The following is a 22,811-nucleotide window of genomic DNA, read 5'->3' on the forward strand; positions in this document are numbered from 1 at the left end:
CCTGTTTTTGGTAAACCAGGCCAAAAACGAAAAACAAGGCCTAGCCCAAAAGGTGGTAACGACCGCTTTTGCAACACTCGTTTAAACAGAACCTATTATTTTAGGACTCTCTTATCAACACAAGCAACATGGCATTGAATTTCAAGGATAAGACAATACGGTGGGGCATCATTGGTTGCGGTGACGTTACCGAAGTCAAAAGCGGTCCCGCCTTCCAGAAGATACCGCACTCCCAGTTGGTGGCCGTCATGCGCCGCGACGGTCAGAAAGCCCAGGGTTACGCCCACCGTCACGGCGTACCCAAATGGTACGACAACGCCCAAGCCTTACTAAATGACCCAGAAGTAGATGCCGTCTACATTGCTACTCCGCCAGGCTCCCATGCAGAGTACACCTTGCAAGTGGCCAAAGCCGGAAAACCGGTTTACGTAGAAAAGCCCATGGCCCACAACTATGCCCAATGCCAGCAAATGGTAGACGCCTGTGAAAGAGCCGAAGTGCCCTTGTTTGTAGCCTATTACAGACGCAGGCTTCCCTCCTTTTTAAAAGTGAAAGAACTGGTAGACTCTGGCATCATTGGCGACATCCGGTTGGTGAACGTGCGCCTTTACCACCCGCCGCAACCCAATTTAAACCCAGATAAACTGCCCTGGCGCGTACAGCCTGAGATTGCCGGCGGCGGGTTGTTCTATGATTTAGCTTCGCATCAGCTGGACTTTCTGGATTATGTCTTCGCCCCCATCATCTCAGCTTCTGGCCAGACGGCCAATCAGGCAGGTCTTTATCCGGCAGAAGATTTGGTCACGGCACAGTTTAAGTTTGAAAGCGGGATTTTAGGGACCGGCATTTGGTGCTTTACGGTAGACCCTAAGCAGTTTAAAGACGAAACCGAAATCATAGGTAGCAAAGGCCGCATCACCTTTCCCTCTTTCGCGCAGAGCCCAGTGGTGTTGGAGACCGCTTATGGTACTCAGGAATTCATCCTTCCGCCGCCAGAACATGTGCAACAACCCTTCATCCAAACCATTGTAAACGAACTGCGCGGCGAAGGTACTTGCCCCAGCACCGGCCAAACCGCCATGCGCACCGCCTGGGTCATGGACCAGATTATGGAGAGGTAAGAATTTGCTTCAAACTCTCTCTCAAGACCATGCAGTTTGTCATTCTCCCGTATGTGTCTGCACCAATCGCCAAAGATGGGTCATGTCGCAGATTCCCCCCTTCAGGGGGGCGAAGGGGGGTGTTTACACCAGTAGAAAAATAATGCCCCCCTCCTATTTTAGGAGGGGGCGGGGGTGGTAACCTCAGCAATGCGTCAGAGACAAGGCAGTGCCTGGTCTCTACAATTCAAAACGCATTCCGTCCCCCTTTGAAGGGGGGGGTGGGGGATGACTGCAATAGCTGATAAATCAACCAAAGGAAGGAATACGTGGGCAGCCAGGTCAAGCCCTGTCCCTACAAGTCTGCAACGAAGCACTATCTCTAACACTATCCCCCTCATCACCTTCTACCTCAGAAAGAAGGAACTTGCCTTTCCATTTTCCGCCTGTTTTCCAGAAAACAAGCCAAAAACAACCGTATCCATTGCAATCATTTAATGGCTACTACCCAACTAGTTGCCTCATCTTCATTCTGATTTTGTCACTTCACAGCACCATTTCCTCCCCTTCTTTATTTTTCTCTTAATTTTTCACAGAAATGATTCAGATTTTTTCAAAGTTTTAGTTTTATCCATATATTGCGCAATCGATTGCACATTCTTCCCTTTTGATAGATAAAGATGTTACACAGATTTTTGAAGATCCACCCCAATGACAACGTGCTGGTGGCACTGACGGATTTAAAGAAAGGCGAGACCATTGAGTTTGATGGCGCGCCCATTACGCTGGTAGACGACGTACAGGCCAAGCACAAATTCGCGCAGTACGTGATTCCGACCGGCGAGGAAATCCTCATGTACGGTTCGCTGGTAGGCAAGGCAGTCTATGACATTCCCAGAGGCGGCGTGCTCACCACTGAGAATGTGAAACACCAGGTGCATGGCTTCACGGGCAAGACCAAAACCATTGGCTGGACGGCCCCGGACGTGTCTAAATGGGCCAACCGCACCTTCATGGGCTATCACCGCGAAGACGGCCAGGTAGGCACCGCCAACTTTTGGCTGGTCATTCCCATGGTCTTCTGCGAAAACCGCAACGTAGACATCTTGAAGCAGGCCTTTTTAGATGAACTGGGCTTCGGTCAGCGGGACGTGTACAAGTCCTACGTTTCTCAACTGGTAGATTTGTACCAAGCGGGCAACACAGAAGCTATTGATACTTTAACGCTTCAAAAAACGTCTGCCCCGGTGCAAAAGCGCGTGTTTGAAAATGTGGACGGCATCAAGTTCTTGACGCATGAAGGCGGTTGCGGCGGCATAAGACAAGACTCTGACATGCTGTGCGCCCTGTTGGCTGGTTACATCCATCACCCCAACGTGGCCGGAGCTACCATCCTAAGCCTGGGTTGCCAGAACGCGCAGGTGAACATCCTGGAAAGCAAAATCAAAGCCCTCAACCCTAACTTCAACAAGCCCCTCATTGTCTTGGAGCAACAGAAGGAAGGCACCGAGGAGGAATTAATGTCTAAGGCCATCCGCCAAACCTTCTTGGGACTGATTGAAGCCGATAAAATCAAGCGCCAGCCAGCGCCGTTGAGCAAGCTGTCCATTGGTTTGGAGTGTGGCGGTTCTGACGGCTTTTCGGGTATCTCGGCTAACCCGGCCATTGGCCATACTTCTGATATTCTGGTGGCTTTGGGTGGCAAGACGGTTTTGTCTGAGTTCCCGGAGTTGTGCGGCGTGGAGCAGGAACTGATTAACCGTTGTGAGACCAATGAGTCAGCGGAGCGTTTTGTGTCCTTGATGCGTGCGTATGCCGCGGCCGCTGAGGCGGTAGGCTCTGGCTTTGACATGAACCCAAGCCCGGGCAACATCAGAGACGGATTGATTACAGACGCCATTAAGAGCGCAGGTGCGGCCAAAAAAGGCGGCAATTCCCCTATCGTGGACGTGTTGGATTACCCAGAATACGTAACCAAGCCGGGCTTGAACTTGCTTTGCACGCCAGGCAACGACGTAGAATGTACTACGGCTCTGGTAGGCTCAGGCACTAACATCGTGTTGTTCACCACCGGTTTAGGAACACCTACGGGTAACCCTATTTCACCAGTGATTAAAATCGCTTCTAACACCAAGTTAGCCGAGCGCATGCCCGACATCATTGACATTGACACGGGTCCGGTGATCTCTGGCGAGAAGACCATTGAAGAAATGGGCGAAGACGTGCTGGAGTTCATCATTGAGGTTGCCAGCGGCCGCATTGAAGCCAAAGAGAAGGTCTTGCAACAAGACGATTTCATTCCTTGGAAGAGAGGCGTGTCTCTATAAGAAAAGAAGGCACAGAACAGGTTTGGGTTTGTATTTGACTGTGCCTTTGTGTGAAAGCCCTGCCTTTTGGATTCTATTTCCGTTATTGGGGTAGAGTTAGAGAGGCAGGGCTTCTCTTTTCAGTAAATTCTTCATCATTAACGCCTTTCCAGTAGTTGGTGGGCTTTCCTATTTCCTTTCTTCATGAACGATGCATTAGCCCTGCCGGTAGGCACCACTTTAGACAGATTCATCCAGAGAAAACAAGAAGACTTTCCCTTTGCCACCGGCGAGCTGTCTCAACTGCTCCGCGACATTGTACTGGCCGCTAAGATCGTAGCCCGGGACATCAGTCGGTTTGACCAGGACACGGTGGGTCACATGAATACAGAGAACGTGCAGGGCGAGCAACAGCAGAAGCTGGACGTGATAGCCAACATCCGGTTCATCAGGGCCCTGCGCAACGGCGGCGAAGTCTGCACCATCGTCTCTGAGGAAGAGGAAGAACTCATCCACACGGGCAACCAGCACGCCAAATACATTGTGGCCATGGACCCCGTAGACGGCTCTTCTAATATTGACGTGAACATTCCGGTGGGCACCATTTTCGCCATTTACAGAAGGCTTTCTGAGGCCAACGGAGACGGCACGCTGGAAGACTGTCTGCAACAAGGCACCCGGCAGGTGGCGGCGGGCTACATTTTGTATGGGGCTTCTACCATGCTCGTCTACTCTACCGGCAACGGCGTCAACGGCTTCACCTATGAAACTTCTCTGGGCGAATTCTTCTTGTCTCATCCAGACATCAAGACCCCAAAGATGGGGAAACAATACTCCTGCAATGAGGCCAACGTGAGCTCCTTCCCGCTGGGCGTGCAGAACTACCTGGCCTTCTGCAAATCAGAGAAATACAGCTCACGGTACATTGGCTCTTTGGTGGCAGATTTTCACCGAAACCTGGTAAAGGGCGGCATCTACTTCTACCCGGGCTCTACCAAGAACCCCGGCGGAAAACTGAGACTGCTCTACGAGTGCAACCCCTTGGCTTTTCTGGCCGAACAGGCCGGCGGACAAGCCACCGACGGCGTAGAGCGCATCCTGGACAAACAGCCTACAGCGCTGCATGAGCGCTGCCCATTGGTCATTGGCTCTGCTGACATGGTAGAAAAGGTAAAGAAATACATGACGCTGTAAAGCAAAGAATTACACCGAATACAAAAGCCGTTTTCGGCCTGATTTCCAGAAATCAGGCCGAAAACGGCTTTATCTTTTATAGTCCAATTAACGGGTGGTAGTAGGAATACCTTCTGAATATTTTTTTGGGAGCAAAGCGGTTTTGAAGAAACGAACGGTCTCAATCTCGCCGTTAAACCAGGAGCGTTGATCCATGCGGACCCCAATAGAAGTCTTAGCTGAGGCAGGCAGTGGCTGCATCTCCAGCTCTCCGCTTACCTCTGGCATGCCGTTCACGTAGCCGGTCGCCTTTTTGTCTTTGTACACCAGGGTCATGGTGGCCCACTGGTCTACCGGGTGCGTTTTAGAGGCATCCATCAAGGTAAGCTGGCCGGTGTCAGACTTCAGAAAAAAATCAGCGTACCATTGGTTGTTCTCCTTTAGCCGCAACTCTAGTAAAATACGACGATTAGGATTGGCCGGGTCTTCAATGTGTAAGAAACGCTGTTCTACGTTATTGGGATAGGCGACCTTAGGTTTAAAGATCACCTCTACGGTAAACTCATCCACGTCAGCAATGGGATTGTGGTTGATGATCAGGCCGTCATCCACCCCGTCAAAGGCCACCGCGTTGGCTCCTCCCCTGCCCGCCGTCTGCGTTGGGTTGCCCAGCACCGTAGTAGAATGGTCCATGAGGCCGGTAGGCGTGACTTTCCAGAGAATTGGTTTTTGAGGCGTACAGGCCGCCAGGGCAAACAATAACAAAAAGGTAAACGACCGAGAATACAGTGTTTTCATAGTATGGCAGGTAGGTGAAAGCGTCTTAGGCAGTAACAGAACCAGTTGAAAAAGGCAGTTGTAACCTACCTTTCCCCGAGGCACCAGCAATTCTTCTTATATTTTACGGCAATCTTAAAATAGTGAACAATTGCGGGCTTCAATTTAACCGAATCTTTCTTTGCAGCTTTACCCAAAGGCGGTCATCTACTGCATAAACATGTCTGCCACTGCCTTTTTAGTCCTTCTTGAGAGCCGGCTGCACTATTCTTTGAGCCAGTTCCAGCTTTAAGTATTTAATCTCGGCTAATACCAGCTGGGCCATTTCACGGGCACCTAGTTCATTGAAGTGCGTGTCATCCTGTTTGCCCTGTGGGTAGTTTGGATGTTCTTCTGGCTGTAAGTGTACGAATAACTTTTTAGAGAATTCTGGCCCGTACTGTTGCAACAAGGCCTGGCTTTTCTTGTCCAAGTCAATCAAGGGCACCTTCTGCTGCTGGGCCACCGTGCGCACCAAGGCTGAGTACACCGCATGGGTTTCTTCCACCTTGCCACTAGCGTCAAACTTACGACGGGCGGCAGGCGTGATGAGCACCGGGTTCCCCTTCTTTTTTCTGGTGTCTGAGATGAACCGCACCAGATTGGCTTTGTAGTCTGCTTCAGTGGTATAGCTTTTCTTGGTGGGCACCTCGTCGTTATGGCCAAACTGGATGAATACGTAATCACCGGCTTTCAAATTGGTAAGGACGGGTTGCCAGCGGTTTTCTTCCAGAAACGTGCGGGTGCTGCGGCCGTTCTTGGCGTAGTTATGCACCGTGACGGTGGAGTCAAAGAAATGCACGAACGGCATGCCCCAGCCGGTCTCTGGATAGGCCCTGGTTTCTTTGATGGAAATGGTGGAATCGCCAATCAAAAATACTGTGACAGGCTTTTTCTCTATAGATAGAAAGGACATCAAGCCCAGGCCACTTACAAGAAGCAACACTAAGGCAACAGGTATTTTAAGCATATACTAGAGGTTTCTAATAGGAATATGGTTGACCTAGCCAGAGGCCAATTCTTAATTTTCGTTTTTGGCCTGTTTCTCAGGAATCAGGCCAAAAACGATGATAATCAGGTAAGTTCTTCGGATGCTAACATGGGCCTGCCCCGTTTGCACAACTGGAGTGCCAGCCCCCAAGGATCGCGGAGCATGACCAAATGCGAGCCGTCCTCCAGATGCTGGTTGCTCACTAGCGTAGCCCCTGCCGCACATAACCTTGCATGGTCCGCGTCAGGGTTCTCAGACACGAAGGCCAGATGCACCAACAGCGGATCCATGGTTCTATAGGGCGGCACTTGGTCTGCCGGGTTCAAGTAGATTTCTACCATGATGCGGCCACTGTCATCTGCCAGAAAAGTCGTGAAGGGCGCATTGGGCAACTGCCTGACAATCCGCATGCCCAGATGAGTTGCGTACCAGTCTGCCATGGCCGCCGGATTTTCTACGTTCAGGGCAAAATGTTCCAATTTCATAGTCTACAATTTAAAACGGCCGGTGAACTTAGGGTCTACTCCCTTTTAACCGATAAGAAGAGAAAGCTACAAAAATACTAGGAAAGAAGCGCAATCGATTGCATATTTCTGTATCAAAAACATCTATTCCATTCAGCATAATTTTATCCGAATGAGATTTCTGTTCATATGCTTCTTCTTGTTCACCAGTACGGCCTTACAGGCTCAAATGACCTCTGGCCTCACTGGAAAAACAGATACTTCCTTTTCCAATGCCAGCGCCTATCGGCAAGCGGTAAAGAAGCATCCCGGTATTCAATTAATCACTGAGTTTGAATTGCCCTCGGTCAAGGAAAAACGCAACATTACTTACCGAAAAATAGGATCCCGAAAACTGGCTCTGGACGCTTTCTACCCGAAGAAGAGTAATAAAGAAAAGACTCCTGCCATCCTCATCATTCACGGCGGCGGCTGGCGAAGCGGCCACCGACAGCAGCACATTCCCTTGGCCCAGCGCCTAGCCGATTTGGGATATGCCAGCTTCACGGTAGAATACCGGTTGTCCACCGAGGCCCTCTACCCGGCGGCAGTACATGACTTGAAGGCGGCTATACGGTTCATCAAGGCGAATGCCAATAAATTCAATCTGGACACCTCCAAAGTGACGGTTTTGGGCTTTTCGGCGGGCGGCGAGTTGGCGGCCTTGCTGGGAGTGACCAACAAGAACCCAGCCTTTGAAGGTGAAAAAAGTAAAGACAAGTCAAGCAGCACCGTGCAGGCAGTCATAGACTTGGATGGAACTCTTTCCTTCGTTCATCCTGAGTCGGGGGAAGGGAACGACAGTAAATCCATTTCGGCGGCCACGTATTGGTTTGGCTTCCCTAAGAAAGACAATCCTGCTTTGTGGGCAGAGGCCTCTCCCCTCACGCACGCAGGAAAAGCCACGCCGCCTTTTCTATTCATTAACAGCTCCGTAGACAGAATGCACGCCGGTCGGGACGACTTCAGGAAGGTACTGGACCAATTCAACACCTATTCAGAGGTGCACACCTTTCAAGATGCACCCCATACGTTTCCGTTGTTTAATCCTTGGTTTGAGCCTACCCTCCGTCACATTGACGACTTCTTAAAAAAGGTCTTCTCCGAAAAGTAAATGACATAAAAAATCCGTTTTTGGCCTGTTTTAAAGAAAACAGGCCAAAAACGGATTAAACCCTACCGGTAAATTCTATTAGTTATTGAATAACCAACCGTTGCCGGATGGCTCCTTCAGAGGTTTCTACCTGTACAAGATACACCCCTGCTTTTAAACTATTTGTCTTGTAGGCTACCCTATTCACCCCGGCCGGAATCGTTTTGGTAAGAGTGGCTCCTACCTTTACGCCGCCCAGTGTCTGGAGGGTAATTTTTACCATCTCTGTTTTGGACAGGGTTAATTCAAGCACTGCCTCATCTGTGGCCGGATTAGGGTAGACTCTCAACTGTCTATTCAGCTGGCCTTGGTCTTTCTTACCGCCCATTACCGTGCCCGTCACGTCTACTTTTCCTACGCCCACATTGGCCGGCACCAAGGCAAAAACCGTCTCTACCGGATCTAAGTCATAGCTGTAGGTGAGGTTGGAGGTATTCCACCAGGCACAATCCGTCTGGGTGATGCTGTTGGCACCCGAGGTACCAATGAACAGGTTGCCCCGTTCACAGGCGAAGCCTTCGCCGTCAAACTTATTGGTAGAGATGGGCAGTTTCACGTTCTCATAGACATTGTTCTCTATCAAGCCGTGGGCTCCCTGGCGCAAGGCCAATCCATAATCCGTGATGTTCTTAAAGTAGTTGTTGTACAAATGGGCGGCACCCCAGCGCAAACTTGGGTTGCGGCCGTCTGTGTTGCTGAAGTAGTTATGATGGAACGTCACTCTAATGGCCCGGTCCTCGGCCTCTGCGGCGGCATTGTCTGTGTGGCCAATCAATACGTTCTTCATGTGGTCATGGAAGTAGCTCCAGGACACAGTAACATACCGAGACCCTTTCTTGATGTCCAGCAAGCCGTCATAGGTGTCTACGCCAATGCCCGCGCCTATCTTACTGTAAAATTCGCAGTGGTCCACCCACACGTGCTGGCTTTCATCAATGGTGAGGGCGTCATTTGGGTAGAAGACTTCATGCAGTTTAAGGTTGCGTACAATCACGTTTTTGTACTCTCTTATGTTCAAGCCCACGTTCTGCAACTCTGCGGTGGCTCCTACCCCCAGAATGGAAATGTTGGCCCCGTCCTTAATGGTCACCACCATGGTAGCCGGAGAAGAGATCTTACCAGAAATGTGGACGATCTCTGGCGTAGAGTTGCGCTCTCTGGAGGCAGCCCAGGCTTCCAGCTCTGCCAGGGTAGAAATTTGAATAATCCTGCCGCCTTGCCCACCGGTCGTGGTGGTGTATCCTTCGCCGCTGGTAGATGCATACCCCGTCATGGCGTTGTTGATGGCAGGCGGCGTGCCCTGGAAAAAGTTGGCGGTGATGGTCTTGGCACTGTTCATACGCACTGTAAGCGGGTTTACAGCACCAGTGGTGTCACCGCTCCAACCAATAAACTGCCAGCCGGCGGCGGCCGTAGCCGTCAAGGTCACCGTCCCGTTCTTGTCTACCAATTGACTAGCCGGACTCACCGTGCCCTCGCCTCTGGTAGTAGCAGTTATTTGAAAAGCAGTAGGGCTATTGTCTAAGGCAAAATTGGCAATGACTGACTTTTCGCTGTTCATGGTCACGGCGGTGGTTGGCGAGGTGCCGGTGGCGTTTCCGCCCCAGCCAGTAAACACATAGCCAGGCGCCGGGGTGGCCGTTACCGTCACTACCGTGTTTTTAGCATAGGTGCTGGCATTGGGGTTAACCGTTACCGTACCACCTTGCGCCGGGTTGGCACTGGCAGATAGGGCAAACGTTGCATTGGGATCATCGTTTCCGCCGGAGCCTATGGCCTGACTGCAGTCTGCAGCTATGGGGTCTTCACCGGTTATTTCCATCCAGGCAATGTCTCCCAGCGGAGCGTTGGCCGTAGATTCAATCTTGATTTCGTTCACGCCCTTTGCCAGCGTCACCGGGACTAGCTCAGTCGTCAGGAAGGTGTTGCTGTCCTTTGGCTTTAAGAAGGAAACGGTCTCACTTACTATGGCTTGATTGACTAATAATCTAGCCACTTCTAACGCCGCAGATCCGCCGCCAGCGTAATTCCATTGCAGTTGATAGGTTCCAGGGGTGGTTACTTCTACTTTCCAGGTCACGCCCTTACCCGCGGTGTTGGAGATGTTGATGACTGAAATGCTCGTGTTGGTAACGCGTATGCTTCCGTCAAAACTACACAAACCTGTACCTGCCGTGGCCGTAGCCGTTATCCTGACCGTGGAAGCCCTAAAGAATCTGCTGATGGATGTGGCGGATGTTCCCTCTGCCGTATTAGTTACTTCCAGGCTGTTTGATATTAAAAGAGGCACGGCCTTTACAGGATGAAAGGTTGTGGTTAAGAGCAGCATGAAAGCGCCCCCTCCGGCCAGAATTACTTTCCTGGCCCTGTTTTTTAACTCGCGGTTGGTCATGGTTTCTTTTATTGGTTAGGCAAGCGCATTTGGCTCCCTGTAAATGACATACAAGGAAGGCCCTCCCAACGGAGAGCCTTCCTTTTTAGATTTCTTACTTGGCAATCATCATTCTGCGGGTGTCGCTCAAGCCATTGGAGGTCAATTTGTAGTAGTATAGTCCACCAGGCAAAGTTGTATTGAATTCTACCTGGTACTTGCCTGCCTGTTTTTGCTGGTTAAGGACGGTGGCCACTTTAACACCCATTGCGTTGTAAACTTCAATGATTACCAGGCCGGCCTTTTTTACTTCAAAAGGAATGCTGGTTTTGCCATAAAGCGGGTTAGGATAATTCTGACCTAGACTGAACGTGGCGTTGCGCAAGGTTTCCTTATTTACACCGGTGACCACATAGGCAGGTACTTCGGGCATCCAGTCAAAGGCATAGCTAGGGTGTGTCTCTTTCTTGAAGATGTTGACCACGGTGTGCTCAGCGGCTTCTTGCGCGGTCAACATTCTGGAGATACTGCTTCTGTTGGTAGTCACGGCGCCAGGACCAGAGTTGTTATACTCCCCGTACAAAGCAGGCGGTACGTTCCAGGCATCCCAGCCGGCTGGATTCAAGGTAGCTGGCAAAGAACTGCCAATGAAGACGGTTCTAGGTGCCGCCTGCCATGGCCTGCCCAGGTAGAAGTTGGTGATAGGATTGTTGTCAAAGCCTAACTCTTTGGAAGAGACAGCAGAATTCAAGAAGACAAACCCGAACTTGGTATTAGCTTCTGTAGAGGCGGCCGTGACCACTCCCCCGTTTCTATTCACCTTTAAGGTACAGTTGTCAAACACTACCACCTGGCGCCCGAAGATAAAGTCCACAGACCCCTCCAGGTAGCAGTCCTTCATGTACACGCGGCCTACTACTCTCCCGCCCCAGGCGTAATAAGTGTCTTGATAGCCTGTAATGCGACAGTTATAATACGCCTGGCGGTCACCGTTGGTGCGCAAGGCCACAGCCTGCTGGTTACCTACAGACCCATCGTTTACCACGGTGTTCTGAAAGGTGATGTTGATGGCCGTGAAATCATCTGCGTCAATGGCCACGCTGTACGAGCCTGAGGTACCCAGGTTGTTTTTGCCGGCGTAGTCATCATAGGTCAGGATGGTGGTCAACGGATTCTCCCCCTTCAAGATGACATTCACCTTGTTGCTGGCCAGCAATAGTTTCTCATAATAGGTGCCCGGCTTTACCAAAATGGTGTACTTGCCGGTATAGTTGGCAGGAACGGCATCAAAGGCGGCCTGCACGGTGGTATAGTCACCAGTACCGTCTTTGGCTACTACCTTGGTTACATCTGGGGCCTGCTCTTGCGTGGTGAAGGTAACTTCTGGACCATAGGCAGTCCCTACGCTGTTGGTGGCATAAGCGCGCACATGATAGCTGGTCTTCTCAGCTAAGCCGTACATAAAGCTTTTAAAGCTTCCCAAGCCGGTTCCATCTGTGGTTTTATTGTCAGTCAAGGTAGGAGTGCCGGTGGTGTTCCAGACAACGCCTCTGGCCGTCACATCTGCCCCGCCCCAGGCGGTGACATTACCGCCTATCTCAGCGGACTTCACCAAAACATTGGCTACTGCGGCTGTGGTCACCGTGGGCACCACCAATTCCTGTAGGGTGGTAAACTCTACCAGGTCTCCATAGGCCGTCCCGGCAGAATTGGTCGCGAAGGCTCTGGCAAAGTATTTTGTATTAACCGACAAACCCGTCAGTTCAGCGGTAAAGGAACCAGAACCTGCACCGCTTTCTTTCTTGGCGTCTGTTATGGATGGGTTTTCTCCGGTGCCATATACCATGCCACGGGCGGTAACCGGTGCTCCTCCGTCACTAGAGATGGTCCCGCTTAGCGTAGCCGAAGTGGTAGAGATTCTGGTAATGGCCGTAGCCGTCGTCACCGTAGGAGGATCAATGGTTACCCCTAACGCAGATCCAGAAATGGTCACGTTGGATACGGCCACCAGTTTAGCCCAGCCCTCGGCGTTCTTGTTATGCGGATAGATTCTCAGGTAGAACGTCTCACCTGAATTAACGGTCTCTGCCAAATCCACACTAATGGGCTCCAGTTTGTTGCCCACCAAATCACGGTCTGCCACCAAAACGGTACGGTTAGCAAATGTAGGGTCCTTTGAATAATAGATGGCCGCTCTAAGATTAGAGGAATACCAACCGCCAATGTACAAGGACACGTTGCTCACGTTAAACGTGGCTCCCGTCTTGGGTGACACCGCATATTGGAAGTAAAGCGCCTCTACTGGGTTGGGCTCGGCTTGCCAGTCCTGAGAGACGGTCTGAATGGCGGCCGCGCTCAGGTTCTGGTTGGTGTCTGTGGTAGGCAGGTCCGTTTTGCCATAATACTTCATGGCGGTGCTGTAGGTTGGCCCCTGGCCTAACAAACCGCCGGTAATGGAATAGGTCTCATCACTGGCCCACACAATGGAGGATGGCACAGCGGTGGCCTCGGTCTCACCAGAAATCACTACGTCTTGCAGGGTCAGGTACTTGCCGGTGGCGACCGCACCTTGGTTATGGTACCAGGGATAGAATCTCAGGAACAGACTGTCGCCTTCAGGTACTGCCAGTGAAAGCCCAGCCGCAGTGACCGGTGTCAAAGCCGTGGAAGGAACCGCATTGTCTACCCCGCCGCTTCCGTTGTCAATCATGGTAGCAGTTTTAAAGGAGCGGTCTGTAGAATAGAACACTTTCACTCGCATGGCGTTTCCGCCCGCAGAGGCCAGTTTGTACGCAATGGATTTTACGGTAAGGATATTGCTGGCATTGGGAGCTATGGCAAACTGAACGTACGTGCCCGCAATGGTATCTGTCTGAGTAGCAGGCCACGTGTTGCCCACAATGCGCAAACGCTGGCTATTGCCCAAGCCGGTGTATTGGTTTATTTCCAGGTTTTTAAGACGCTCCTTAGAACCAGACACCTGGCCTGCGGTAGCCACCTCTAAGCCTGTCCCCCCGGCCCCCGGGTTAGTCAAGGCCCAAGTGGCCGAAGCCGCCGTCTGCGCAAGGGCAAAATTGAATGAGCACGCCAACACCAGCATAGCTCCTAACAGAAAGTAGATTTTCTTCATAGAAAACAGATTAAGGTATAACAGAAGGACTTATTTTGAATTTGATCGAACCTAAAACTTGACCCTTTCCTTGGGCCTAGTGGATACACCAGTTTACCACTAAGTATTGCTAAGGCGGATTATTAGTTGAGGTGCCTCTTTCAAAGGGAACCGCTTTCCAACCCAAGAAAACTATTTACCTTCTTAAGCTGAAATTACTCCTGTAATTTATCATTATAACAAGAGCAATCGATTGCACATTACTTCCGAAATTAAGGCAGTTTTACCTGCCTTTCTTATATATCTTATTAATGCGTTCTAAGATTCAATTCCTTATTTTAAATCTATTTGTTAATTCTTAAAAATGCAATAGATTACCTTGATAGTTTTTATCGAAATACTAATTTTTTAGTAGCACATTTAGCAAATCTTAAAATTTTAGATTAGAAGAAAAGCATCTCCACTGGTTTCACAAGAATTGTAATTAATGTAGTCGGGCAAAATCGTATAACCCTAAACTGGCATCCTCCTTTTCAGTGAAATCTATACCTCTCATCATTCCACTTATAGAAGCTAGATTTAGCATCTCTGATTTTAAAATGCCTATTTCTGCAGCCGCCAAAAAAAGACACATTTCAACGATTTAAAATGGGCGTACCATCATTTCATTTCCATTTATAACGCCTCTCGTTTTTGGCCTGTTTTCATCTAAACAGGCCAAAAACGAGAGGCGTCAATCCTGTACAATTTGCCTTTATTGTTTAGGCAATGCCTTCATCCCTTGAAACACCAGTCTGGCTACCTCCTGGGCGCCGGCCGGTAAAAAGTGGGTATTGTCCTTCTGGCCTTCGGGGTAGTTCTTGTATTTGCCCGACTCAAAGTTCATGAAGTAGGTGGTGGTCACATAGGGTTCGCCCTTAGCCGAGAAAGAGTCAATGGACAGTTGCTGCAGGTCAATCAAGAGCACGTTCAACTCCTTGGCCACGTCTTTGACTGCCTGTGGGTACTCGCCGTGCACGTTACCAATCTTCCCGTCCTTCCAAGGGTAGTTGCGGGTTACCGGCGTGAGCAGGATAGGCACCGTTCCTTTTTCTCTCGCCTGATTCACGTACAGGCGCAGGTATTCTTTGTAGCCCTGTATGTTCACGTACCGCTCCGGTTTATTTTCGGCGGCGTCATTATGCCCAAACTGAATCATCACCACATCCCCTTTCTTCAGTTCTTTGGTCACTTTGGTCCAGCGACCTTCTTCAAAGAAGGTACGAGTGCTTCTGCCGCCGCGGGCCTTGTCCAACACCTGCACGCTGTCTGCTTTGAACAGGTGCTTTAATTGGGCCAGACTGTCTTTGCGCATGAACGGCTGAAATACCTGTCCCCAGCCCATAATGGGATAGCGCTTGTTTATGTAGTCCTCGCCGTCATAATCAGAATAATCGGCCATGGTAGAGTCACCAATCAGGTAAATTCTAACAATTTTCTTTTTGACAGGGGCAAACGCAGTGGCTCCTAAGGTGAAGAACAACAGCAACAGCAGTACAGATTTCTTAAGCATAAAAGGGGAAGGTTTAGTAATAGACAATTGAACCAAGAGAGGAGAAAGTGCCCTATACCTTTCCCTCTCTTACCTGGCTTATTTTATGGAAACAGCGGTTTTCCCGAGGTCTTTTCCTTTAGAAATTTGAGAAGCCGTGTTAGTAAAGTCCTTGTTGTTTAGCTTCACGTTCTGAGTCAAAGGACCTAGCACGCGTACCACCGGCTCTTTGGTGTCATTGTAGGTAAGGCCTTCTACAGTCACGTTTTTGCTGTTGTAGATGGTCAAGGCTGGTCCTTTTTCAGTGATGACCTTCACGTTCTTCAAAGTTATTCCCGTAGCATCTACCGCCGAAATGCCGCGCGTGGCCTTCAGGTAAGCATTCTCAATGTTCACGTTCTGCAGGTTCATTTCTGGTAAACCTTGCAAAGCCACCGCCTCTGCCGCACCCGACACGGTAATGTTGCGCATCCAGATGTTCTTGAACGAAGGGGTTTCTTCCGTCACGGGCACCAGCTTCTCTACGCGGGCCTCGTCACTGGCGCGCTGGTCTTCTTCCAGCACAGGGCTGTTGCCGCCATAGAACAAATTAAAGCTAATGGCCTGGGTTGGAATGTTAATCATGTCTATGTTGGAGATCCAGATGTTCTCCACCACGCCGCCTCTGCCGCGCGTGCTTTTAAAACGCAAGCCAATGTCGGTGCCCATGAACGTACAGTTAGACACGTGGATATTGCGCACGCCACTGCTCATCTCACTGCCTACTACAAAGCCACCATGACCATGGTACACCACGTTGTTTTTCACTACCACGTTCTCGGTAGGCACGCCTCTATCCCGGCCGTCTTTATCCTTTCCAGATTTAAAGCAGATAGCGTCATCGCCTACGTCAAAGGTGTTGTTGTACACCAAGGCATTTTTGCAGGATTCTAAATCCAGGCCGTCGCCGTTCTGGGAGTACCATGGGTTGCGCACGTTCAGGTTCCGGATGATGACGTCCTGGCACATGAGCGGGTGCAGGTTCCAGGCCGGTGAGTTCTGGAAAGTAGGCCCGTCTAGTAATACTGTTTTGCAATTGATAAAGCTCAGTAAAACCGGACGAAGATAATCCTTGATGGCCTCAAACTCGGCGCGGGTTTTCAGGTCCGGCACGTTGAAGTTACTGCCCTGGGTATCGCCTTTCAAGGCATTTGCCGAAGGATACCACATATCACCTTTGGCATTGAGAACGCCAGTTTTGGTGAGTTTCTGCCACTGGGCAGTGGTCATCTTGCTTTTCTTAACCGGGCGCCAGGCATCTCCGTTTCCGTCAAACGTCCCCGAGCCGGTAATGGCAATGTTGGTTAAGTCTCTACCGGAGATAGGCGATTGAGTACGGTAGGTGTTCAGCCCTTCAAAGCTGGTTTCCACCACCGGGTAGTCGTCAAAATCTTTGCTGAAGATGATCATGGATCCGGCCTCGGCGTGCAGGTTGATGTTGCTCTTCATCACGATAGGGCCCGTCAACCACAAGCCGCGCGGAATCACCACCGTTCCCCCGCCTTTGGCCGCCACGTCATTGATGGCCTGCTCAAACGCCTTGGTGTTTTTGGTAATTCCGTCGGCCACCGCGCCGTATTTGGTGATGCTTACGCGGTAGTCAGGAAACTTGGTCTCTTTCACGCGCGGCATGTTAAACTCAATGTTCTCATACATTTGGTCCACAGACGTAATGCCCTGACCGTACCCAGAAGTAGCCGAAGCATTTGCCGAAGCACCACCAGAAGTGGCCCTAGAAGCGGTTTGACGCTGACACGAGAACTGGAATACTCCTGCCACAGTCAAGGCCAACAGTAAGTTAGATTTAAGCGAACTCTTCATATAAAAGCTTTTCATTAATTCCTGTAAGTTTTGGTTTGGCATCCGTTTTTTGCCTTTTTTCTGGAAAAGAGGTCAAAAACGGATGCTATTTAGTAATCCTGAACCAATCAAAATCGGCGTAGCCAGAATCATTGGTTTTGTCTTGTCTAAGCGCAAAAATGCCCACCTTAGCCCCTATCCAACGACCGGGCACGGCCGTAAAAGTCTCTCCTACTTCTTTAAAGTTTTGCCCGTCCTGGCTGTAGCTGAAACGGCATTGCGCGCCTTTGCTCACCTTCACTTGCAGGTATACTTCCTGCCCGTTGATTTTGCCTAAGTTCTGCTCTTTCTCACGGGTGCCTTTGTCGGCTTTTTGCGCGGTGTTGTACGTCAAATACAGTCCGTCTTTCTGGCTCACCAAGGATAGGTGCGCATAATCGGCACCCATGGTCACCAAGCCGGTCCGCTCGTTCTGCAACTTGGCATTTGGCGTGAATTTAACTTTGGTGGTCACCGTGAATGCCTCTCCCGGAAACTTCTGCAACAGCAGGTTGGGTACGTCCCAAAGGTTCTTGCCGCCCTCGGGCATTTGGTCTGTGAACAGGCGCAGAAAACCCCGGTTAGTAGGGAATGCCCAGGTAGTTTTGGGGTTGGCGTGCCATTGCCATTGCAGGCCCAGTTGGTGGCCGTTAAACTCATCCGACTCGGCTGGCGTCATGACGGGTTGGTTTTTCCCCACGTTCGGTTTTTGGTAGGTAAGGACCGGCTGGCCTTTTCCGTCGCCGTCAGGGTCTTCGCCAATCACCGGCCAGTCGTTTACCCATTTCATAGGCTGCAGGTGCATCACACGCCCATAAGCTTCTTTGTCCTGGAAATGCAGAAACCAGTCCTCACCAGATTTGGTGTCTACCCACGCGCCCTGGTGCGGACCATTGATAGGTGATTTGCCTTGGTCCATAACAATCTTCTCCTCAAAAGGGCCATAGATGTTCTTAGAACGCAAGACCAGTTGCCAGCCCGTGGCCACGCCGCCCGCCGGCGCGAAGATATAGTAATAGCCGTTCCGCTTATAGAACTTAGGACCTTCCACGGTTGGGTGATTGTCATGGCCGTCAAAGACCATTACGCCCTCGTCTAGGACCTTAGTGCCTTCTGGGTTCATGCGGTTGACGGTGAGCACACTCTTGATGCCGGCCCTACTTCCTGCCCAGCCATGCACCAAATACGCTTGACCATCTTCATCCCACAACGGACACGCATCTATCAGGCCTTTGCCCGGCATCACCAGTACAGGCTCTTCCCATCTGCCCGCCGGGTTCTTGGTCTTGACCATGTACACCCCGAAGTCAGGGTCGCCCCAATAGATGTAGAACTCGCCTTTGTGGTACCGGATGGATGGTGCCCAAACACCGTTGCCGTGCTGGGGTTTGGCAAAATGCTCAAACGGTGGAAGACGGTCTAGGGCGTACCCAATAATTTGCCAGTTCACGAGATCCTTGGAATGCAAAATCTGCAAACCCGGAATGGCATTGAAACTGGACGAAGTCATGTAATAATCATCGCCCACGCGGCACACGTCCGGATCAGAATAATCAGCGTCTAGCACCGGGTTCTGGTACCGGCCGTTGCCCATATCTGAAACCCATACTTTGGAAGTTTCTGTTGGCAGAACTGTAGGAGCAGAAGCCGTTGGAGCCGAGGTTTTCTCTGCTTGACAGGAAACCAATAAAAGCAATGCTATTAGGGGATGGTAATAGGTGCGCATATTGTTTTTTGGTAAAATCCTTTCTTTCAGATGCCAGCATTTTCTACTGATGTATCTAAAGAAACTTCCCAGTCTGCCCAGCTTCCATTTTTAGCCTGTTTTCTGGAAATCAGGCCAAAAAATGGTTTAAGTTTTTCATTTTCTTACAATGGCCAATCGCTTGACTACGCGCTCCTTGCCAATCTGGAGCGAATACAAATACATACCGGCACTCAGTTTTCTGCCTTGGGCATCCGTTCCGTCCCATTCCACCTGATGCGCGCCGGCTGACAGGGTTTCATTCAATACCGTGGTGATTTTCTTCCCAGCCAAATCTGAGATAGTCAATACTACCGGTGCTTTTTGAGGAGAGGTAAAGGTGAAGGCCGTGCTTTCTGAAAAAGGATTAGGATAGACACGGTTCTCAAAGGCGTCTACTTCTTCTCTTGAGCCAGTCACTACGGCTGTGGTCATGCTGTTGAGGTATTCCTCCAGGTTAGTGTAACCGTCGTTGTCTGCGTCTGCGTTGCGGTCCTCGGCGTTGTTCGGGTTCAGGCCTTGTTGCGTCTCCCAGGTGTCAGGCATGCCGTCTTTGTCGGTATCGGTGGGGGCAGGCAGAGACTCTAAAGAGGGCCACCCGCCTACCGAGGCTTGGGTGTCAATGATGCCCTTGGCGGCGCCGTACGCTCCCCCGTAGGTGGCAGTGCCGGTGCGCACTTCATTGATGATTCTGGCGTCCACGGCATCGCGCTTCAGGCTGGCGCCCACCTGTGCCAAAACGGCCTCATAGGCTTGCACCGCGGTATGGTCTGTGGCAATGTGGTAGTCAATGGGAGCCTGCAACCGTACGTTGGGCCGCTTTGCTACTGGAACGGCGCTGTTATAGTCTACGCCGCCCGCCCAGTTGTCTGCCGTGACGGTGGGATTGTTGTGCACGTAATTACCGGCAATGTAAAAGGTACCGTGACCGGCTCCGTATTGTGGGTCAGACTCATAGGATACTTCTACAATGCGCTTGGTTCTACTACTAGACGTGGCTGGCCCTGGCTTGTAGTAGTTATTGACCATGTTGTACTTGCCGTTCTCTCCTCCGTATGCACTGTTGCCGCCCCAATTATAGATGACGTTGTTTCGGAAGTCCATGTGCTCATTGGGGTAGGTTCCTCCGCTGATGCCTGAGCGCCCCCCGCCGTTGAACCGCGGGTTTCGGCTGGTATGGTGGGCCAATAAGTTATGATGAAAGGTGGCATGGTCTCCGCCCCAGATGCCGCCGTAGCCATGATCGCCTTTGTCATGTACTGACCGGAAAAGGCTTTCGCTCAACAAGCACCATTGCATGGTGAAATTCTTGTTCAGGTAGAAACTGGCGATTTCATCTACAGACCAGCTCATGGTGCAATGGTCTAGGATGATGTTCTGGCGGTTGCGTCCCCAGATGGCGTCATTGTCTACCTTGGCCTCATCTCCCAGCCTGAAGCGCATATACCGAATGATGATGTTGTCTGCGTCTACCTGCACCGTTTGGTTGCTGATGCAGATGCCATCGCCGGGCGCGGTTTGGCCGGCAATGGTCAGGTTGCCGTTTTTAATGGTAAGCGGTGTTAAAAGTTTGATGGTGCCGCTTACTCTAAAGACAATGGTTCTTGCCCCAGACGCCAATACCGCCGCCCTAAAACTCCCAACGCCTGAGTCGTTCAGGTTGGTCACCTCATAGACCACGCCTCCCCTGCCGCCGGTAGTGAATCGGCCAAAGCCTTCTGCCCCCGGGAACGCCAGTTGTTGTGCCTGCGTGTCTATCCCTGTCATTAACATGGCGGCTAGTGGAAGGATGTATAGAATAGACTTTTTCATGGGTTTGTTGTTTAGGGGAGTTTTATTCGTTTTTAGCCTAGTTTCTTGAAAAGAGGCCAAAAACGGAGTACGCCGTCATGCTGTTTTACTTTCCGGCGGGTGGGGCAGGCTTTTCAGCGAGTGGGTCCCAATCTCCGAAGATTTTTTTCAAGGTATATTCCTGTGCTTCTATCGCGGTCAATTGCTTAGACCATTTCACCCTGGCTTTTGGGTTGGCGCCCGGTCCTTTAGAGTTGTACTCCGCGTACAGCACCTGCTGTTCAGCCTCGGGTTTATTCCAGTTGTGCCAACCAGCGGGGTTGATGTGCTTGCCAAGGTAGGTGTTCAAAAAAACCGTTTTCGCGAAGGGTCTCCAGGGACGGCCCAAATAATATGATTTCTCAGGAGCATCTCCCGTGAGCCGACAGTTCAAGAAGACAAAGCCGTAGGGCTGGCCTTCACTGGTAGAGGCGGCTGTTACGTAGTTGCCCCCTTTCTTGCTGTAGATTTCGCAATTTTCAAACACGGCCGTAGACCACCCGAAGATGAAATCTGTGGTGCCTTCAATGTAGCAGTCTTTGTAGTACTGGCGGCTCTTCTCGCCATGCGGGTAGAGCGTGTCTTGAAAGCCTAAGAAGCGGCAGTTCTGAAACATGACCTTGTCGCCGTCCACGCGAACGGCTACGGCCTGCCCTACTGGCCCGGCGCTGTTCTCAAAGGTGATGTTTTCCGCCTTGAACTCGTCCCCGAAGACATAGAAACTGGTAGAACCCGTGGTACCCATCTCCTCGCCAAAGCGGTTTTTCTTGCTGGCAAAGTCATCATGGGTGAGAATGGTTTTTTGCACGTCCTGTCCTACCAATCGCACGCCGGTCTTAGAGGGAGCCACCGTAATCTTCTCTTTGTAAACGCCGTTTTTGATGTAAATGGTGGTGGGGTTCTTCCGGAAGTCTGGCACGGCGTTGATGGCTTCCTGCACGGTCTTAAACTGACCAGACCCGTCATGGGCCACCACAAAATCATAGGACTGCGCGCGGGCCTGGGCAATGAGTATACCTAGCAGAATGAGCAGTACCAGAATCTTCTTGAACTCCATTCTCAGTATCATTTGGCGGCCTGTTGGTTCAATTCCTCAAACTCCAGAGAGGCCATAATGAACGGCGACACCGCCTTCGGGTCATTGTCGCGCTTCTCCTCATGAATGTAATATTCATAAGAACCCGAGCGGTACGGCGTGCCGCCTAGACCTGCCACCGCGCATACCTGTGTAATACTGATGGTACCGTCTGGGTTTTCCTTGATAAGGTTGTTGAGTAAGCCTTTGTAGCCGTTCTTGGCGTTCTGCAGGTACTTTTTGTCTATGTGACCCTTCTTTACCGCTTTAACCAGAAAATACGTGAACATGCTGGAGGCCGAGCCCTCTAAGTAGTTACCTTCTCTGCCGGCCTGGTCCACTACCTGCCACCAAAGTCCAGTGGCCGGGTCTTGGTATTGCGCAATGGAGCTGGCCATTTTCTGCGTGATTTTCAGGATTTCTGGGCGCTTAGGATGGTCCTGCGGGAAGTTGTCAAGCACGTCTACCAAGGCCATGGCGTACCAGCCCATGGCGCGTCCCCAGACGTTCGGTGAAAGGCCCGTTTGTTTATCGGCCCACGGTTGCTCGCGCTTTTCATCCCAACCGTGGTAGAACAGGTTTTTCTCTTGCACATAAGCATGTTTGTCCATGAGGATGATTTGCAAGGCCACATCGTCATAGATAGCCGGCTCCATATAAGCGGCGGCGTATTGCGTCAGGAACGGCGAGGCCATGTACAAGCCGTCCAGCCACATTTGGTGCGGGTAGATTTTCTTGTGCCAGAAACCGCCTTCAGAGGTTCTGGGATGCGTGCGCATTTGGTCACGTAGTTCATCCAGGGCAATCTTGTATTTCTGCTGACCGGTTTCCTGGTACAGCGCCATTAAGAACTTGCCGGGGTTCACGCGGTCAATGTTGTAGTCGATCTTTTTATAGGTTTTGATTTTACCGTCTGCGGTAATCATAGTATCGGCGAAGGCCTTGATGTAGGTCAGGTACTTCTGGTCTCCGGTACGCTTCCAGACCCGCTCCAGGGCGCTGGCAAAAAGGCCTTGCGTGTAGTCCCATTTCGGCTCTTTTCTAAAGTCAATCATCCAGCCTTCAGGGCTCCGCTTCATTTCAGAATTTGCCATCCAGATGGAATATGTTTTGCCGTTCGGAGCGGTCACCGCTGTGCCTTGCACTGAAGGTTGTCCTGATTTACAGGCCGTGAACAACAGTGCTAGTAACAAAGGGAGGGAAAACAGGGTACGCTTTTTCATATATCTTG

The 22,811-nt window shown here is 50.9% G+C and carries 15 protein-coding genes; 4 read left to right on the forward strand and 11 right to left on the reverse strand.

What is annotated here, in order from left to right:
* The first annotated feature begins 128 nt into the window (after positions 1-128).
* The 3 genes from ABD880_RS05105 (at position 129) to fbp (ending at position 4,600) form a co-directional block, all read left to right on the forward strand.
* Positions 129-1,121 (forward strand): Gfo/Idh/MocA family protein, encoded by a 993-nt coding sequence (locus ABD880_RS05105; RefSeq protein ID WP_345163055.1) that lies wholly within the window; start codon positions 129-131, stop codon positions 1,119-1,121.
* Positions 1,122-1,780: 659 nt separating this feature from the next.
* On the forward strand, positions 1,781-3,427 hold the full coding sequence (locus ABD880_RS05110; RefSeq protein ID WP_345163058.1) for a UxaA family hydrolase: 1,647 nt from the start codon (positions 1,781-1,783) through the stop codon (positions 3,425-3,427).
* A 183-nt stretch (positions 3,428-3,610) separates the two neighbouring features.
* Positions 3,611-4,600 (forward strand): class 1 fructose-bisphosphatase, encoded by a 990-nt coding sequence (gene fbp, locus ABD880_RS05115; protein WP_345163060.1) that lies wholly within the window; start codon positions 3,611-3,613, stop codon positions 4,598-4,600.
* An 87-nt stretch (positions 4,601-4,687) separates the two neighbouring features.
* Here the strand turns inward: fbp and ABD880_RS05120 are convergent, their stop codons facing one another.
* From ABD880_RS05120 to ABD880_RS05130, 3 genes are all read right to left on the reverse strand, one after another.
* On the reverse strand, positions 4,688-5,377 hold the full coding sequence (locus tag ABD880_RS05120) for a LamG-like jellyroll fold domain-containing protein (protein WP_345163063.1): 690 nt from the start codon (positions 5,375-5,377) through the stop codon (positions 4,688-4,690).
* Between the two features lie 217 nt (positions 5,378-5,594).
* Complete coding sequence (locus ABD880_RS05125; RefSeq protein ID WP_345163066.1) at positions 5,595-6,365, reverse strand: rhamnogalacturonan acetylesterase; 771 nt, start codon at positions 6,363-6,365, stop codon at positions 5,595-5,597.
* A gap of 104 nt (positions 6,366-6,469) precedes the next feature.
* Positions 6,470-6,871, reverse strand: a complete 402-nt coding sequence (locus ABD880_RS05130) for a VOC family protein (protein WP_345163069.1) — start codon at positions 6,869-6,871, stop codon at positions 6,470-6,472.
* A gap of 151 nt (positions 6,872-7,022) precedes the next feature.
* Between ABD880_RS05130 and ABD880_RS05135 the strand changes: the two genes are divergently transcribed.
* Positions 7,023-8,003, forward strand: coding sequence for an alpha/beta hydrolase fold domain-containing protein (locus tag ABD880_RS05135; RefSeq protein ID WP_345163072.1), 981 nt, complete (start codon positions 7,023-7,025; stop codon positions 8,001-8,003).
* Between the two features lie 82 nt (positions 8,004-8,085).
* Here ABD880_RS05135 and ABD880_RS05140 read toward each other — a convergent pair whose 3' ends face one another.
* From ABD880_RS05140 to ABD880_RS05175, 8 genes are all read right to left on the reverse strand, one after another.
* Positions 8,086-10,434: a pectate lyase family protein gene (locus ABD880_RS05140; protein WP_345163075.1), complete on the reverse strand. Its 2,349-nt coding sequence runs from the start codon at positions 10,432-10,434 to the stop codon at positions 8,086-8,088.
* A 94-nt stretch (positions 10,435-10,528) separates the two neighbouring features.
* On the reverse strand, positions 10,529-13,543 hold the full coding sequence (locus tag ABD880_RS05145; protein ID WP_345163078.1) for a pectinesterase family protein: 3,015 nt from the start codon (positions 13,541-13,543) through the stop codon (positions 10,529-10,531).
* 733 nt (positions 13,544-14,276) lie between these two features.
* Positions 14,277-15,074, reverse strand: a complete 798-nt coding sequence (locus tag ABD880_RS05150) for a rhamnogalacturonan acetylesterase (protein ID WP_345163081.1) — start codon at positions 15,072-15,074, stop codon at positions 14,277-14,279.
* A gap of 78 nt (positions 15,075-15,152) precedes the next feature.
* Positions 15,153-16,913, reverse strand: a complete 1,761-nt coding sequence (locus ABD880_RS05155; RefSeq protein ID WP_345163084.1) for a glycoside hydrolase family 28 protein — start codon at positions 16,911-16,913, stop codon at positions 15,153-15,155.
* An 85-nt stretch (positions 16,914-16,998) separates the two neighbouring features.
* Positions 16,999-18,657, reverse strand: coding sequence for a glycoside hydrolase family 43 protein (locus ABD880_RS05160; protein WP_425575821.1), 1,659 nt, complete (start codon positions 18,655-18,657; stop codon positions 16,999-17,001).
* A gap of 135 nt (positions 18,658-18,792) precedes the next feature.
* Positions 18,793-20,487 (reverse strand): pectate lyase family protein, encoded by a 1,695-nt coding sequence (locus ABD880_RS05165; protein WP_345163087.1) that lies wholly within the window; start codon positions 20,485-20,487, stop codon positions 18,793-18,795.
* 85 nt (positions 20,488-20,572) lie between these two features.
* Positions 20,573-21,574: a pectinesterase family protein gene (locus ABD880_RS05170; RefSeq protein ID WP_345163090.1), complete on the reverse strand. Its 1,002-nt coding sequence runs from the start codon at positions 21,572-21,574 to the stop codon at positions 20,573-20,575.
* Positions 21,571-22,803, reverse strand: a complete 1,233-nt coding sequence (locus ABD880_RS05175) for a glycoside hydrolase family 88/105 protein (protein ID WP_345163093.1) — start codon at positions 22,801-22,803, stop codon at positions 21,571-21,573. The genes ABD880_RS05170 and ABD880_RS05175 overlap by 4 nt, the downstream gene beginning before the upstream one ends.
* Positions 22,804-22,811 lie beyond the last annotated feature (8 nt).

Origin of the sequence: Nibribacter koreensis (assembly GCF_039541795.1) — a bacterium.
GTDB lineage: Bacteria > Bacteroidota > Bacteroidia > Cytophagales > Hymenobacteraceae > Nibribacter > Nibribacter koreensis.